Genomic DNA, 16,168 nt, shown 5'->3' with positions numbered 1-16,168 from the left:
TCTCCTTAAGTGTGTTCGGTATTTTGTGGAATAGGTGGCATGACGGCATCCATCAGTTCGAGATGGCCTTTAATCACGCCTTTCAGTGCAATAAATTGTTCGCTTATTTCTTTCAGATCACTGCTCGCGCCCTGCATCAGCATGACTTGCAGGATTTTTTCATCATCCAGCTGGATATGAAGTGAGTTGATCACTTGCGCCAGATACTGCTGTTGCAGATCGACCAGCTGACTGCGTAGCGGTTTAAGGCTGACGTCATAGAGCAAAGTAAGTGTGCCAACCATGACTTCATCGCGAATCACCAGATCATCAATCAGGTGACGGTTAATCATGTCGACAATGGCCTGCGAACGGCTTTCATAGTGCTGCTCGACAATTTTTTGATCCATCGCATGTAGCGTGGTTTCTGGCACGGTAATACTGATCCGTGCCAATTTTTGTTTAGGCACGATGTTGATCCTTGGGTTGATATTGGGAAGACTGTTTAATGTGAAAGCCTGCACGTACACTGAGCAGCTCAACCAGAAAGTGAAGCCATGGATGCATTTTTTTATTTGATGTCGGATTGTTCATGTGCATCTCCTAGGGATATTACAAAACCAGAATTTCGTATTACTTAGGAAAATGCAGAAAGCGTGCCAATTTTTAGTTATTTGGATGAGGTAAATAAACTTGCTTAAAAGGGCGAAAAAAAGCCCCATAACATTGAAATGGGGCTTGTTCTAAAGCAAAAGTAAGTTTTGTATTTCACCGGTTTATTCCATTTTGATTGCTCATGTCCTTGCTATTCTTTTTATACATGAATGGTTAACCGATGTTGGTGATTATGAGTGATCAAGTGTATTGCTCTCCTCTATTTATGTTGTATATAAATAAATGCATTAAGCGTGCCACAATATAAAAATAGAATAGAGTTAAGCATAATGCGTGGGAAATTAATTACATACGTAAATAGAGGCAAAACAAGAATGATTTATTTTTTAAGTATGCCTAAAAAATAGCTCATTTTGCACCATTGGGGTTCGAGTGTGCATCAAAGTGTGGCTGAGTGATTCAGGCCGTTATTTATCTAAGTGGTATACTTCTAAAATAAAGACAGCAAGATTTGAATCACTCACTATTTCATAACTCATTTGAAAAGTAAGGAATTACTGCTAAATTAGCTCCCATATTTGGGGCATTTTTATGACAGAAAAATTATATTATTGGGCTGAAAACTTAGAAACTTATCGTTCTGACAATGTAGCTGACTATGATCAAATCATAGAAATAAAACGCCTTAACTTTTTTATTGGTAAAAATAATGCGGGAAAAAGTCGATTTCTTAGGTCAATATTTGCAACTCCCTTAGAATTCTCTGATATTAATTATATAGACCCTACACCCTACTTAGAAAGCTTAAAGGAAAAAGCAATTGATGTTTACCCTAGAAATTTTGGATTTCAAAATAGTTATGGAGGAAATTTAAAAGACTCTTTTTTAGATAAAGTTAATCTCCTTATCAATGAAAAATCTGTAGCTTCTAAAAACCAATTTAAAAATATTTTAGATACTCATTTAAAAGAAATCTCAAAGTTCCATATAACAGGAAATGCGACTCGGTTTTCAGAAATTTCATCTATTTACTCTAGAGAAAATAGGAATTTTTTAACAATAAATTCCTTTAACAATAAATTTTATATCCCTATTTTACGTGGAATGCGCCCTGTTACCGAGCAAGAGAATAAACAACCTTATATAGAACGTGCTCAAAAAGATTATTTCCCAAATAAAGACAAATTTGATTCTAAAAATATTATTACAGGTGAATGCTTATACCATGAACTTCAAATTCACTTGTTAGGTAAACCAAAACAGCGTGAGTTAATAAAAAATTATGAAGAAAAATTAAGTCAGTATTTTTTTGACAATGAACCCATCACGCTCATTCCATTCATAGGTAAAGATGATAACGGTCATGTCAATGATGTTGTACATATTAAAATTGGAGAAGATGATCAGTTTCCAATTCATAGATTAGGCGATGGTCTTCAGCAAGCAATCATTTTGACATACGAAGCATTTATTAAAAAAGAAGAAATACATGCTTTCTTCATAGAAGAGCCTGAACTGCATATGCACGCAGGTATGGTTCGTCAACTGATGAACTTCTACCTAAACGAAACACCTCATTATTATTTCTTTACAACGCACTCAAACCACTTACTCGATATGGCTGATGAATCTGATCAAGTCATGATTCAGAAATTTGTAAAGCAACCCAAAGTAGATAATCCAAGTAAATTTGATTTTAAAATTCATCGTTGTGACAGAGATCGTGACTTACTTGCTTCATTAGGTGTACGTCCTTCTTCTATTTATTTGGCTAACTGTACGATTTGGGTGGAAGGCATTACAGATCGACTGTATATCACTAAATATATGCAGAAATATTTAGATGTATTAAAACAAGAAGAAACTTTAGTGGTTGAAGGAAAACCTAATAATTTAGATTTATATAAATTTAGGTCATCAGATATTCAAAGATTAATGCCGAATTACCATTAGACATTTGTAGAATATGCTGGTAGCAACTTAACGCATTGGGATTTTAGTGACGAATTTACTGATCATTTAGATGATTGCGGTATGAATGCTCTCTTAACTTCTAGTAGTGTGTTTCTTATAGCTGATGGTGATATTAAAACTAAAAATAAAGGCATGAGAGCTACAAGTTTAGAAGAAAAACTAGGAGAAAAGTTTTTCCTTTTAGAGTGTAAAGAAACTGAAAATACCCTGCCATCAAACATTATTTATCATGCTTGCCGTATTAAATTTTTAGGCTTAAATGGTGCTTTTCAGGATGATGAGACAAAAAGAAATGCTCTTTCCAATCATCTATCCATGGATGGTATGCAAGCAGATACCAAAGAAGGTTTTGATATTGTCACTCTAATAGAAGAACATGATTATTTTCATGCAAAAAATGGTATTGGTAAAATTCTTGATGACCAAATTAGAGTGGGTAATCCTAGAACCACTGATGACAAGCCTAAAAAATGTTTTTCTGATCAATCAGGCACTATTAAAGAAAAACTTAAATTTTGTCGCTTAGTTCTAACGGTTATGGATCATGTTGAATGGGAATTAACCGAATCTGCCAAAGAACTATGTGAAAAAATTTTCGAACACATTATTTCTGAAAACCCTTTACCAAATAAAAAGACCGCTTAAGCGGTCTTTTTATTCCTATCTCATCAAGCCACTGGCGCCAACGTAAACAACACCTGCCCCGTTTTCACCGTTTGCCCTTTTTCAATCGTAATCGCATCGACACGCATACGCTCAGGCGCAATAATTGGAATCTCGATCTTCATCGCTTCAATCACCGCAAGCGTCGCACCTTCTTCCACAATATCACCTGACTGACATTCAATTTTCCAGATTGAACCGGGCATATGCGATTCCACCGCACAACCACCTTCAGGCACTTCAACACCTTCACCATCATCCACAGCATCTAGGCTTTCAGAGACATATTCCGCCAGTCCTGCTTCATGCCAGCGACGGCGCTCTGCATCAAAATTAGCTTGTTGCACCGCTTTAAATGCTGAAATAGATTCTTGGTTTTCAGTTAAGAATTCGTTGTATTCTTTAAGGTTGAGTACGCCTTCTTCAATGCGCAGTTTTAAACGCCCTGCTTTAAAGTCCTCACGCATGTGCATCAACTCGGACTCAGACACTTCATAAAACTTAATTTGGTCAAAGAAGCGCAATAACCACGGCATATCTTGTTCAAAATCAGGGTTTTTACGGTAGCGTGACCACATTTGCGAAGTACGACCCACAAACTGATAGCCACCCGGACCTTCCATGCCGTAAACACACATATACGCACCACCAATACCGACGGCATTTTCAGGTGTCCAAGTCCGTGCAGGGTTATATTTGGTGGTGACTAAACGCTGACGTGGATCAAGCGGTGTTGCCACAGGCGCACCCAAATACACATCACCCAAGCCCATAACCAAATAACTCGCGTTATACACCACATCTTTCACGGCTTGTTTGTCTTTTAAACCATTAATACGGCGGATAAATTCGATATTGTCCGGACACCACGGTGCATCTGGACGTACGGTTTGCATATAACGCTCAGTTGCAAGCTGTGTTTGTGAATCTTCCCAAGCCAGTGGTAAATACACAGTACGTGATGGCACTTGCATTTCCGTCACATCAGGCAATTGTTCTTCTGCGACTTGAAGCATATGCAATAAATCAATTTGATCGAGCTTGGTCGAATCAAAATGGATTTGCAGTGAACGAATACCCGGTGTCAGGTCAATAATGCCTTGGATATTTTGCTCTTTGACCCATTGCATCAGCGCATGAATACGGAAACGCAGGTTTAAATCTAAAACCAGATCGCCATATTCCACCAGCATATAGTTGTTGCTCGCAGGACGATACACCACATCAGGCGTACCATTTTGACCTTTCAAAGTGTCTAAAATGGCGGTTTTCAGCGTACTGATTTCAGGGTAAAACGACTCATCAAACGTCACATTTTCAGTATCATTTGTTGATAATTGTGCATGATATTTTTCATTCAGCAATTTAGCTTGATGGTAGCTCACAGGCACAAATTTGACTTTATCGCCGGCTTTGAGCTGGCCCAATTTCCACAGTTCAGAATTGATCACCACCGCGGGACACACGAAACCACCGAGGCTTGGACCATCTGGGCCCAAGATAATTGGCATATCACCAGTGAAATCAATCGCACCAATCGCATAAGCATTGTCATGAATATTGGATGGATGCAGACCGGCTTCACCACCATCTTCACGTGCCCATTCAGGTTTTGGACCAATCAAACGGATACCGGTACGGCTTGAGTTAAAGTGAATTTCAAACTCGTTAGCAAAGAAAGTATCAATGTCGTTTTTAGTAAAGAAATCCGGTGCGCCATGTGGACCATACATCACCGCAATTTCCCAAGAGTTTGAGAATACAGGGATTTGATCTTCGCTTAATGCTTTGCCATCACTTGATGTAAATGCCGTGATTGGAAGCATATCGCCAATCAGTAAGTTACGCCCTGCATGACCACCAAACTGACCTAAAGTAAAGGTCGCTTGTGAGCCTAAATATTCAGGGACATTCAGACCACTTTTAATCCCAATATAGGTACGGCAACCTGTGGCGATCTTGCCACACTTCAGCACCTGACCTTTACGCACATTCACGGTTTGCCACATTGGTACAGTTACGCCATCCAAAGTCGATGGCATATCGCCACCTGCAAGCACGATTTGACTGTCACAATGGAATTTTAAGCTTGGTCCTTGCAAGGTACATTCCAGACCTGCGGTATTCGGTGCATTACCTAACAGTTGGTTGGCGACATTTAAAGACAGCGGATCAATCGCACCTGATGGTGGTACACCAACATCCCAATAACCTAAACGACCTTTCACATCTTGCACGGCGGTTTGAATACCGGCTTGTAAGACTTCAATCTTTTGAGTTTTCCATTCAAAGCTATTTAAGAAGCGAGTGGTTTGCGTACCGGCTTTAAATACATCGCAGTCGATAATGTTTTGTAGATATTCAAGGTTGGTTTCAATGCCTGCTACTTGGGTTTTAGCGAGCGTGTCGGTCATGGCTTGGATGGCTGAGCTACGATCTTCCGCCGTCACAATGATTTTCGCAATCATCGGGTCATAGAATGATGAAACATTTGAGCCTGTTTCCACCCACGTTTCATTACGGGCATTGGCATCAAATTCAACATGCGTTAACAGCCCTGCACTTGGTTGGAAGTTTTTGATTGGATCTTCGGCATAGAGACGCACTTGAATCGAATGTCCTTGAGACTCAAGTTTCGATGTAGGTGTAACCCAATCACCACTGCCTAGAGTGACCATCCATTCCACCAAGTCCACACCAAAGACTTGTTCCGTCACACCGTGTTCCACTTGTAGACGGGTATTCACTTCCAAGAAGTAAAACTCTTGTGTGTCGGTATCCATGACGAATTCAACCGTCCCTGCCGAGCGATAATTCACCGACTGCATTAATTGAATTGCGACATTTTGGATATAGGCACGTTGTGTATCGTTTAAATGTGGCGCAGGTGTTTCCTCAATCACTTTCTGGTTACGACGTTGCACCGAACAATCACGCTCACCAAGTGCCAAGACTAAGCCGTTACCATCACCAAAAATTTGCACTTCAATATGACGGGCATTTTGTACGAATTTTTCTAGGTATAAGCCTGCATCTTTAAAGTTGGCTTGCGCTAAATACGACACCGTTACATAAGCATCTTTCAGTTCTTCCGCATTCCACACCAAGCGCATGCCGATACCGCCACCGCCTGCGGTACTTTTCAGCATCACAGGATAGCCAATACGGTCAGCCTCCAGCAGTGCTTCCTCTTCATCAGCCAACAATTGACTACCCGGAAGTAACGGTACATTGGCTTGAATCGCGAGTTCACGTGCCGTATGTTTAAGACCAAAGGCTTTCATCTGGTCGGCATTTGGCCCTAAAAAGACAATGCCTTGGGCTTCACACAAATTACAGAATTCCGCATTTTCAGAGAGGAAGCCATAGCCCGGATGAATCGCTTGTGCGCCCGTTTGCTTGGCAACTTCTAAGATTTTATCGACATTTAAATAGCTTTGGTTGGCAGGTGCTTCACCGATATACACCGCTTCATCTGCTAAAGTGACATGCAGTGAATCACGGTCTGCTTCTGAATACACTGCAACCGATTGAATACCGAGTTTTTTTAAGGTACGAATTACACGGCAGGCAATAGCACCACGGTTGGCGATGAGAACTTTATTAAACATGGCTTATTCCTCACCTTCGCGGACAATCAGTTGAATTTTGGTTGGGTTATAGGCATTACATGGGTTATTCAGTTGTGGACAATTCGAGATCAGTACAATCAAATCCATCTCTGCTTTGATTTCGACATATTTACCGGGTGCAGAAATACCATCATCAAATTTCAGGTGACCATCAGATGTCACCGGCACATTCATAAAGAAGTTAATGTTTGGACTGATATGACGCACGTTTAAGCCATGCTTTTTCGCAATCGGATGTTGTGACAATGCGATCATGAAATTATTACGGCAACTGTGCATTGGATATGTATCATGGGCATAACGCACCGTATTACTTTCACATGAACATGCGCCACCTAAGGTGTCGTGGCGACCACAGTTGTCATCATGAATAGTGGCGATTTTATTGCCAAAATTGGTATATAAAGTTGTACCTTTTTCTAGATAAATTTGACGGTTCATTGCCAAAGTATCGGTTGCGCTATAGCGCTCTTCAGGGTTATGTGCGGAAATAAATAAGGTATCCACCGCCTGGTTGCCTTCAAGATCAACAATACGGAAATACTGTCCTTTTTTGACTTCGCACATCCATGCCTCACCAGCAGGACACACTTCACTTAACACAGATTTTTCTAAATGGACTAAAGCTGTCATGTTGTATTCCCCCAATTAAGCGCTTAAAGCGTAGTAACGGTTGTTGTTTTGGAACGCACGCTGATTTTGCGGGCACGAATCACGGCAGATATCCGTTTCGCCCAAAGGCAACGCTTTAAATAATGACAGTTGAATATCAGCAGGTGTGTATTCAGTCGAATTATCTAAGGCATGTGGTGCGCTCGATAAGAACACCAAACAATCCATTTCAAAACGTAGTTCAATCACCTGATCAGTATTGTCAGATGCCACATAAGACAAGTTACCGTTGTCATCGGGTTGAACTTTTGAGAATAGGTTTAAGCTATTACTTAGGTCTGTTGCCGATAAACCAAATTTGGTCATCTCTAAAAGTAGGCTGTCTTTGCCATTACGGTACATATCGTTACGGGCATCTTGAAAAGTTTGAGTCCCAAATTGTTGTTCAATTTGCTGGGCGGTACTAGGCGCACAAAAGGCATCATTCCAGCCGTGATCATCTTTGACAATTGAAACCATCGCACGTCCAAGATCAGACGCCAAAATGTGACCTTTACTTAAAAATGCCGTATGTTGCCCTTTTAAGCTATCTGGCATGTTATAGGCTTCCAGCTTGTCTTCTGCATTGACACAGAACAGCGAAACATTGGCATTTGCGCCCAAGGATTTGAGTTGTAAAACTGCGCCACGTTGAATGCGCGCAGACCAGTGATGGCCACCCGCTAAAAGTTCAGTCCACAGTGCGGAATCTTCGTGATAAGTAGTCGTGCTCATAACAGCCTCTGCATCTAACTTGTACGGTTTACCTCCCGGGCTTTTATCCCTCCGTGTAGCTTTGGTTTTGGAAAACCTAGCCGTGAACTCTCGGTCTCAGACGCAGGCTTTAAAAAATAACTGCCGGAACCCTAGATCACTTTATGCTGTAGAGGTAAATGCAAAGGGTATGCCAACTTAATCATACGGATTTGGTATTTCGTAATACTTTTCTATAACACTTGTAGTGCGTTTCGATAATGATGCACTGTTACTGAGCACTATATACAAACAACTCTTGAGTTGATGCTTGATAAAGGCTGTAATGCTGATAAGTGTATGTGCACTTTTTCAAACATTTTAATAGGGTCAATTCTTAGACTCGTATTTAAAACTCAGAGTCATCAACTGGATTAATTTAAAGCAGCCCTGAATTAGAAATATTCAACGATAAAATGGGTTTAATTACTAAAGCCTGTAGAGATAGAGAAATAATTTCTATTTATAAATTGGTAAAATATATCTTGAATAAAAATAAAGATCTTTGGGGAGCATTCTGAAGATGATGTAGAAATGCTTTATTTGCTTGACAGGGTTTAGTGAAATTTTTATTAAATACAGATTTTCCGCTAAATTCTCGCGATAAATATATGAAAGATAGCCTATTTTAAACTATATTTTTAGTGAGTTCTGGATAGCTTTCTGGGCTCTGATTCTTGCGCTTCTTTATGACTTGATCAAAATTTAAATTTAAACCTGTTTAATATAGAAACCTTTCTCTCTCAACTTTCTCCTATAGGTCAGGCTCTAGAATTCTCAAATTAAGAATCAAGCCTGTTACCAGGCAGATAGAACAGACTCATGATCAGAAATTACAGGCTTAATCACTTCTCTTTAAAAAACCTGATAAAACATAATTTTTGAAATAAATTAATTTATATCCAATATTTTAAATAATAAAATTAGCTTTTCGAGAAGTTTAATGACTGTTTTTATATATAAATCATAGCAATTATTATTTTTTATCATTATGGCTTAATAAAACGAAATAATTAGGATCTTTATATTCTTTAAGACCAATTGATTACATAAATAGTGACTAATTACATCTAAATTATCTTATCAAAAGTTAAAATTTCATTCCTATTTATTTATACTTCTATGTATGAATACATATTTAGAAAAATGAATACTATATGGCGAAGAACTGGCTTATAAGAACAAATCAGTCTATTACCTTTTTACCTATGATCATTGTTATATTTATAGGTTTAATTGGCTATGAATGGTTGCGTGCCGAGTTAGTAGGTAGCTGGGCGCTTTTTATTGCCTTGTTATTATTAGGACGTTTTCTTAATCTGGTTCAAGCTGTTATTCTTAGTGTACTGATATTTCTACTGTTCTTTATTTATCTTTTATTTGATATTCAAAATACCAACTTTGATACCAGTACTAAAATTCTACAACTTTTTATTTTACCTATCGCCCCGTTATTTCTAAGTATCTATTATGAAATTATGTCGACTAATCAGGAGACAGATAATTTACTGGATGCTTATAGAAAAAATTTGACCTATAGCATTTTACCAATTGGTAGCTACCAATATAACCATCTACAATTTCAGCGTATGCTTTCACTTAACATGATTCAAAATTATGCTGAAATTAGGGTGGATATTACCAATCACGAATTATTGCGTGACATGCTGCAAGTTGACGAGTTTAAAGCAGTACAGCAAAAGATTTTTGATGTACTGGAAACCCAGCGTACTTTACCTCACTTTTATTTCACAGATACCCGACTTTCCATTATTCGGATTATTATTATTACAGATGGAGATTTTAGCAAGGTTAAAGAACTGGCTGAACAGCTCAGAGTACTTGACCTGCTTAAGATGCAAATCACAATAAACACGCATACGGTAGAAGAATCCTCCTCGGAGGTTCTCCAATGAGCACATTAATCTATGTTTGCGGCCTATTGCTTTCGGTCAGTACCTTACCGGATCCTACTCTCTCATCTTACTATCAGACCTATTATGATTGTCCGTTGCGGCCTGCGAATACTTTAGAATCCAAAAATGTTTCCAGTATTTATCAGATACCAGAACACTTTCCTACTGAAAGAAAATTATGGCCTGTATTTACTGTTGATCAGGTGCATTCAAAAAACTTTAAACAGATCATGGATCAGGGCATTAAACCGGGGTTATTGATTCCAGAAAATTTTATGAATCCTCTCATTTATTTCCAGTTAAAAAGACAGATAAATAGAGGTGCCATACCTTTACTCGACTTTAGTAGCGTGGAACCATCACGTTTTAATAGCCTGGCTACTCTAGCGACCAGTGCCGGCCTGCGGCCTATGGGTGCTTATGTTCATGATGGCTGGAATCCTTTATTAAAAACTCTTCCAAAAGGGTTATATATTATTCAGGCCAACGAAGGCCAGATTCCCCTACCTGCTTTACCAATTCAGAGCGGACAGCATTTATTTTATACCGCTTATCCCAATTCATATGGTTTTAATGGGACGGGGATTTTATTAAATCCGGAAGGCAATCTTTCAAATGAAGATATTAATTATCCGGTGTTAGGAATTGGTTGGAAATTCCTGAATGTCTCCTTTTACAGTCAGCCCGACCGGATCCATACCAGTATTGCTGGGCGTATGCTGCTAGCTGCTGGTCTAATGATTCTACCGCTCCATCTGATCTTGTCTCTTCATTATCCTGAATTACTGGGTTTCTGGGGTACATCCACATCCTGGTTATCTGTATTCATGATTATTGTATTAATGATTATCCTTGTAAGTACCATGCTATGGAGGATATTCAAGAAATCATGAATACAATTGATATCTGTTTTATTGTTGGCTTTATTGGTATCTGGATTCCCCAAGCTTTTTGGGCTTGGCTGAGTTTTTCGGCTTGGCGTTATTCGATTCGGGCCAATCAGGAACTTTCGAATTTACCTGTACCCGAACGTTGGCCAATGCTGAGTGTACTGATACCGGCTTACAATGAAGAAGTAGTTATTGAAGATACATTGCGGGCTTTAGCAGCACAGGACTACCCGCCAGAAAGCTATGAAGTACTGCTGATTAATGACGCTTCCAAAGACAGGACACAGGAAATTGCTGACCGGATGGCAGCCGAGTACCCGGTAATTCGTGTCATCAATGTTCCTAAAGGCCAAGGTGGTAAAGGTAAGTCCCGCACTCTGAATAATGGCCTAAAACATGCCCATGGTGAGCTGATTGCAGTTTATGATGCAGACAGTACCCCTGAACCAGATTGTGTAAGACTTATTGCTCAGACCCTTCTGGCTGACTCAAATCTGGTTGCGGTTAATGGTAAAGTTCGGACCCGCAACTGGAAAGACAGCCCGCTAAGTACATTTATTGCCATAGAATTTATTTATTTCCAGTGGATTTTTCAAGGTGGTCGCTGGTTACGCTTCCGTCTTTCTACCCTCATGGGAACCAATTATGTAATCTGGCGTGATGCGCTGGATATTCTAGGGGGATTTGATGAAAAATCCCTGGTTGATGATACCGAAATGAGTTATCGCATTTTTCTGGGCCATAAACGCATTAAATGGGTACCTTATGCAATTGGATGGCAGCAAGACCCGGGTGATCTAAATATTTTTATTAAACAACGCTCCCGCTGGACACAAGGAAATTTTTATGTCACACGCAAGTATCTAAGTACGGCAATACGTCATCCTTTCCCGATTGGCATGGAAATTGGCAACAATATCATGTGTTATATCATGTTTGTGCCCGCTTTATTTTTAAGCCATATGACACTGGTCGTAGGACTGCTCGGTATTGATGGCACAACTATACCTGGGCCTTTTACTTTACTCTTTATTCTTGCATTCATTCTTTACCTTACACAAATCTGGTTTACTCTAAGTCTGGAAAAAGAAGTTCCAAAACGTTTTTATTTTTACGCGTTCATCGCTTACTTTACTTACTCACAGGTGTTTCTTTTGATCGTGTTTAAAGCTGCTTGGGATATGCTTAAAAGTAAAATTAAAGGTGAAGGTATAACCTGGTATAAAACAGAGCGAAAAAAGGAAAAAAAATGATCAGTCACTTTAAAAAATCCCGTTTTACGGTGTTATCTTCTGTCCTTCTTTCCTTATATGGCTCTCAGGTCTATGCTGATACCTGGCAGCTAGATGACCTGATATCACGTACTGCCCAGTACCAGTCTCCTTATTTCTTTTATGTGGGCAAGGGTGAAACCTGGCAAAACATACAGTTCAATAGCCAGTTTGACAGTCAGGGCGAAAGCACGCTGGTAGTCCGTTATGATAATCAGATGATTCATAGACAGAGTTTAAATGGTAAAGGTGAGTTGAGCTTTACCTTACCTGCAAGTACTGCCGGTTTTCATCGCCTCGATGTCATGCTTTTACAAAAGCCGTCAGTTAACGGGCCCATCAGCAATAATTACTGTGTAGAGTCCACTAATCTTTATACAGCCCTGACTAAACTGACTTTAAACTATCAGGCTCAGCATGGCATATTACAGCTCAATCAACTACCCGATGCCCTGTTTAATACACAGCTGAGCCGTACAGCGCCAATTAAGGCTTTACTGCAATTTAATAACCAGAACCGTTTAGAAGCATCCATGATTGCCCGCCTGGCTACAGCATGGAAGTTTAACACCCCAGTTCAGTGGCAAGTTACTGAGTCTACCCCGCAAGAAGCACCTGATTTTGTAATTAGCATACAACAGGTAGAACAGCCTCTAGCAGGTGCAAGAATCAGTTTAAGCCAGAATAATGAGATTCCCCGGCTAAATATTGAATACTCATCAGAATCCCAGCTGCTTATGGCAGTTAATGCTTTAATAAACCAGAATTATCTGCAGCAGCTTAATACAACTACTGCTACATTAAGCGAACCGGTTGCCGAGCCAGCATGGGCGGTAATACGCAAATTCGAGACGCTGGCTGACTTGGGTATTTCTGATTTTGCTCTCGACAGTTCATCTAAAAATATTTCTCTAATTTTCCCGCCTGTATGGGAAGCAACAGACGTATTAAAGGGAAAATTAGCCTTTCGGGCACAAAGTGGCTTATTACAAGGCTCAACTTTACAGGTCTGGTTAAACGAATATTTGGCCGGCAGCTTAAGTCTGGCTAAACTGGATTCAAATCCGGTTGAGCGTCGTTTTGATTTTGTTGGTGCGGATTATCCTTATGTCAACAATTACAATATGACTTTAATAAACTCTCAATTAAACAATGAAGCCTGTTTGCCAAATGCGGGCACTGCACTATGGATTGATGCAAATAAATCACTTGTTAACCTCCCCCATCAGATGAAACAGGGCGTAATCAATCTCTCTACCATTTTCGCCAGTACTCCAGAGATCGCCATCAACAATCCGGCTGCGACCAGTATGGCCATTACTGTAGCAAATGTTGCGAAAACAATGCTGTTAAGCGACCAGCCTGTACCTGTAAACATTACTGAGCTGAATGCTAATAGGCCTAAAAAAATCAATATATTAGTTAATACAGCCCGTTTTAATGATGAATTACAGCGATACAGCCAGCTACTTTACTTACCTGCTACGGCAGGCGGATTTATTGTTTCTGTGAAAGATGGCAGATTCTGGATTAATACGGACAGTGCAGCCGGAGCACAGACTTTTACCCGTTTTTGGCCCATAATCCAGCAAAGCATTCCCAACAATACAGCAGTACTATTTGTTTCAGCACAAGGCCAGATTACGGTTTTGAGTAAAAATTCGGTGAATAAAGCTAAGGCGCCCGTTGTCGAGCAAGTCTCTACCCGTACTCTTGTTATTGTTCTCACCATAATTACACTGATTATTATCGCTTTAATTCTATGGCGCAGAAGCCGTCGTAAAGTCAAAGGAACAGGTGAATGAGTATAAGGCAGTATGCATTTGTAGGTTTACTGATATTTATATGTTTTCCTGTGGCCGTGTTTATAGTTTCTGCTTTATTAATGGAGCAGGCAGATGCCAATACAGCAGCACCTAAAATTGAGGGTATTTTTTGGCAAGTCGACCAGATGAGTCAGCCTTCTGGTAATTGGCAGCTTTTGGGTGTAGATACGCTGGTTAACCAGTGGAGTATTGTAGACGGACGGTCTTTTTTTAATGAAATTCCGGTGCAGCCATGGGATATGCAACCCGATTGGCAACATATTGGCAAACAGCCTTGGGCAAAACATGTAATTTTAGGGCTGGCCGGCAGATTTCAGGAACCTGTAGCGCGTGAAAATATTGATCAGCTTTATCAGCAGTCTAGGCAGATTATTCAAGCCAAATTACCTGTACCAGTCACAAGCTACTATTTTCCTGTAGAAGCTGACCCTACATGGAATGGTGTCCATACTCTAGGACAATATATTGCTCAGTTTAAATTACCTGTCTGGGTAAGTATTTATAGTGCAGAACCTGAAGCCCCATTTCTAGAATATTGGTTAGAAAGCTGGCTGCCCCCCAATGCAAAAGTTTTTTTCCAGGATGGCGTCGGTGTAGGAACGCGCAGTCCTGAAGAAGCTGCACAAATTTATGGAACTTTAAAAGAGCAATTTGGTGAAGACCGGGTGGTAATTATTTTAGAGGCATTTCGACTAAAAAAAGATGGAACATTCAGAGCTGCCTATCCTTGGGAAATCAGTAAACAGCTTAAAGCCTATTCCGGACAGCGAATCTTCATTTTTGATGGTCCCCACTATTTAAATAGAGCCAGTGTTTTATGGCTCTATTTATGGATGAAAATCAATTTTTAAGAGGAAACAGGGTTTAAATCTTTGATAATCTGCTCAAGAATGCGACCCGATGCCCGGCCATCACCAAATGGGTTTTCAACTTCAGCATGCTGAAGGTAATATGAATGATCATCCATCAGTCGTGAAAATTCCTGAACGATTTTAGTCACATCTGTGCCAACCAGAACACCACAACCAGCCTCCACTACTTCTGGACGTTCAGTGACATCCCGTAAAATAAGAACTGGTTTTTGATAGGTTGGACTTTCCTCCTGAATCCCTCCAGAATCTGTCATAATCAGATATGAGGCCTGCAAAATAGCAAGCAGGTCAGGATAATCTAATGGACTAAGTAAATGTACCTGCGGATGTTGAGCGAACTCCTGATGAGCAACTGTATGCACATGCGGATTAAGATGAACTGGCCAGGCAAAATGCAACTCTGGATAACGTTGACATAGCTCATGTATGGCCTGACATATATTCTGTATACCCTGCCCAAAATTTTCACGTCGATGGGCAGTAATTAGAACCAGTTTATTTTTTTCCTGCGGATTTAAGCTAAGTCTTTTTAAACGCTGTTGAGATTGTTGTGAAGAAGCCTGCATAATCTCACGCGCACTGTATATGGCATCTACTACCGTATTACCTGTGACAAAAATATGTTCTTCAGGCACATTTTCCTGTAACAAGTTACTGGCCGAAAGTGCAGTCGGGGCAAAATGCCAGCGTGCCAGACGAGATACTAACTGACGATTTCCTTCTTCTGGAAAAGGATGCAGCAAATCGAAAGAGCGCAAACCAGCTTCTACATGAGCCAGTCCAATATTTAAATTAAATGCGACTAAAGCACCAGCCAGTACTGTTGTCGTATCGCCCTGCACCACAATAGCATCACATTTTGACATTTGGGTATAGACACGGTCCAGTTCGGTTAGAGCCGTGCTCAATAAAATATTCAAGCTTTTGCCTGGCTGCATGACCTGTAGATGATGGTCAATTTCAATCTGGAAAAAATCTATAGCATCACGTACCAATTCCAGATGCTGCCCGGTAAATACTACACTTACTTCGAAACGGAAATCTTGTCGTGCTTGTAAAATTACTGGAGCCAGCTTAATCAGTTCAGGGCGAGTCCCGAAAATAAAAGAAATATGTATTGGCATTA

11 protein-coding genes, 1 pseudogene and 1 riboswitch are annotated in these 16,168 nt (G+C 40.0%); of the genes and pseudogenes, 6 read left to right on the top strand and 6 right to left on the bottom strand.

What is annotated here, in order from left to right; genetic code table 11:
• Positions 1 to 5: 5 nt before the first annotated feature.
• Positions 6 to 449 (bottom strand): CopG family ribbon-helix-helix protein, encoded by a 444-nt coding sequence (locus tag AC0VYT_RS04180; protein ID WP_004280384.1) that lies wholly within the window; start codon positions 447 to 449, stop codon positions 6 to 8.
• On the bottom strand, positions 442 to 573 hold the full coding sequence (locus AC0VYT_RS04175) for a hypothetical protein (RefSeq protein WP_004647016.1): 132 nt from the start codon (positions 571 to 573) through the stop codon (positions 442 to 444). The genes AC0VYT_RS04180 and AC0VYT_RS04175 overlap by 8 nt, the downstream gene beginning before the upstream one ends.
• A 612-nt stretch (positions 574 to 1,185) precedes the next feature.
• Here AC0VYT_RS04175 and AC0VYT_RS04170 point away from each other — a divergent pair.
• Positions 1,186 to 3,213 (top strand): annotated as a pseudogene (locus tag AC0VYT_RS04170) (AAA family ATPase).
• Between the two features lie 23 nt (positions 3,214 to 3,236).
• Here the strand turns inward: AC0VYT_RS04170 and uca are convergent.
• From uca to AC0VYT_RS04155, 3 genes are read right to left on the bottom strand one after another with little or no spacing between them, the layout of a single operon-like run.
• Complete coding sequence (gene uca / locus AC0VYT_RS04165; RefSeq protein ID WP_005015285.1) at positions 3,237 to 6,842, bottom strand: urea carboxylase; 3,606 nt, start codon at positions 6,840 to 6,842, stop codon at positions 3,237 to 3,239.
• A gap of 3 nt (positions 6,843 to 6,845) precedes the next feature.
• Positions 6,846 to 7,496, bottom strand: coding sequence for an urea amidolyase associated protein UAAP2 (locus AC0VYT_RS04160; RefSeq protein WP_005015287.1), 651 nt, complete (start codon positions 7,494 to 7,496; stop codon positions 6,846 to 6,848).
• 15 nt (positions 7,497 to 7,511) lie between these two features.
• On the bottom strand, positions 7,512 to 8,249 hold the full coding sequence (locus AC0VYT_RS04155) for an urea amidolyase associated protein UAAP1 (protein WP_005015288.1): 738 nt from the start codon (positions 8,247 to 8,249) through the stop codon (positions 7,512 to 7,514).
• 30 nt (positions 8,250 to 8,279) lie between these two features.
• A riboswitch (guanidine-I (ykkC/yxkD leader) is annotated at positions 8,280 to 8,395 on the bottom strand.
• A 1,029-nt stretch (positions 8,396 to 9,424) separates the two neighbouring features.
• On the opposite strand from AC0VYT_RS04155, the gene AC0VYT_RS04150 reads away from it, so the two are divergent.
• From AC0VYT_RS04150 to AC0VYT_RS04130, 5 genes are read left to right on the top strand one after another with little or no spacing between them, the layout of a single operon-like run.
• Positions 9,425 to 10,183 carry a hypothetical protein gene (locus AC0VYT_RS04150; RefSeq protein WP_005015290.1) on the top strand — a complete coding sequence of 253 codons (759 nt, stop codon included), beginning with the start codon at positions 9,425 to 9,427 and terminating at the stop codon, positions 10,181 to 10,183.
• Positions 10,180 to 11,076 carry a hypothetical protein gene (locus AC0VYT_RS04145; RefSeq protein WP_005015293.1) on the top strand — a complete coding sequence of 299 codons (897 nt, stop codon included), beginning with the start codon at positions 10,180 to 10,182 and terminating at the stop codon, positions 11,074 to 11,076. The genes AC0VYT_RS04150 and AC0VYT_RS04145 overlap by 4 nt, the downstream gene beginning before the upstream one ends.
• Positions 11,073 to 12,326 carry a glycosyltransferase family 2 protein gene (locus AC0VYT_RS04140; protein ID WP_005404254.1) on the top strand — a complete coding sequence of 418 codons (1,254 nt, stop codon included), beginning with the start codon at positions 11,073 to 11,075 and terminating at the stop codon, positions 12,324 to 12,326. The genes AC0VYT_RS04145 and AC0VYT_RS04140 overlap by 4 nt, the downstream gene beginning before the upstream one ends.
• Positions 12,323 to 14,149 (top strand): hypothetical protein, encoded by a 1,827-nt coding sequence (locus AC0VYT_RS04135; RefSeq protein WP_005015302.1) that lies wholly within the window; start codon positions 12,323 to 12,325, stop codon positions 14,147 to 14,149. Before AC0VYT_RS04140 ends, AC0VYT_RS04135 begins: the two co-directional genes overlap by 4 nt.
• A complete protein-coding gene (locus tag AC0VYT_RS04130; protein ID WP_005015303.1) occupies positions 14,146 to 15,021 on the top strand; it encodes an alpha-amylase family protein in 876 nt (291 codons plus the stop codon). Before AC0VYT_RS04135 ends, AC0VYT_RS04130 begins: the two co-directional genes overlap by 4 nt.
• Here AC0VYT_RS04130 and wecB read toward each other — a convergent pair.
• A complete protein-coding gene (gene wecB, locus AC0VYT_RS04125; protein ID WP_005015306.1) occupies positions 15,018 to 16,166 on the bottom strand; it encodes a non-hydrolyzing UDP-N-acetylglucosamine 2-epimerase in 1,149 nt (382 codons plus the stop codon). The genes AC0VYT_RS04130 and wecB overlap by 4 nt on opposite strands.
• Positions 16,167 to 16,168: the final 2 nt, after the last annotated feature.

It is taken from the genome of Acinetobacter sp. QJM3NY_42 (assembly GCF_056173745.1).
This window is presented reverse-complemented; position numbering and strand designations above follow the sequence as displayed.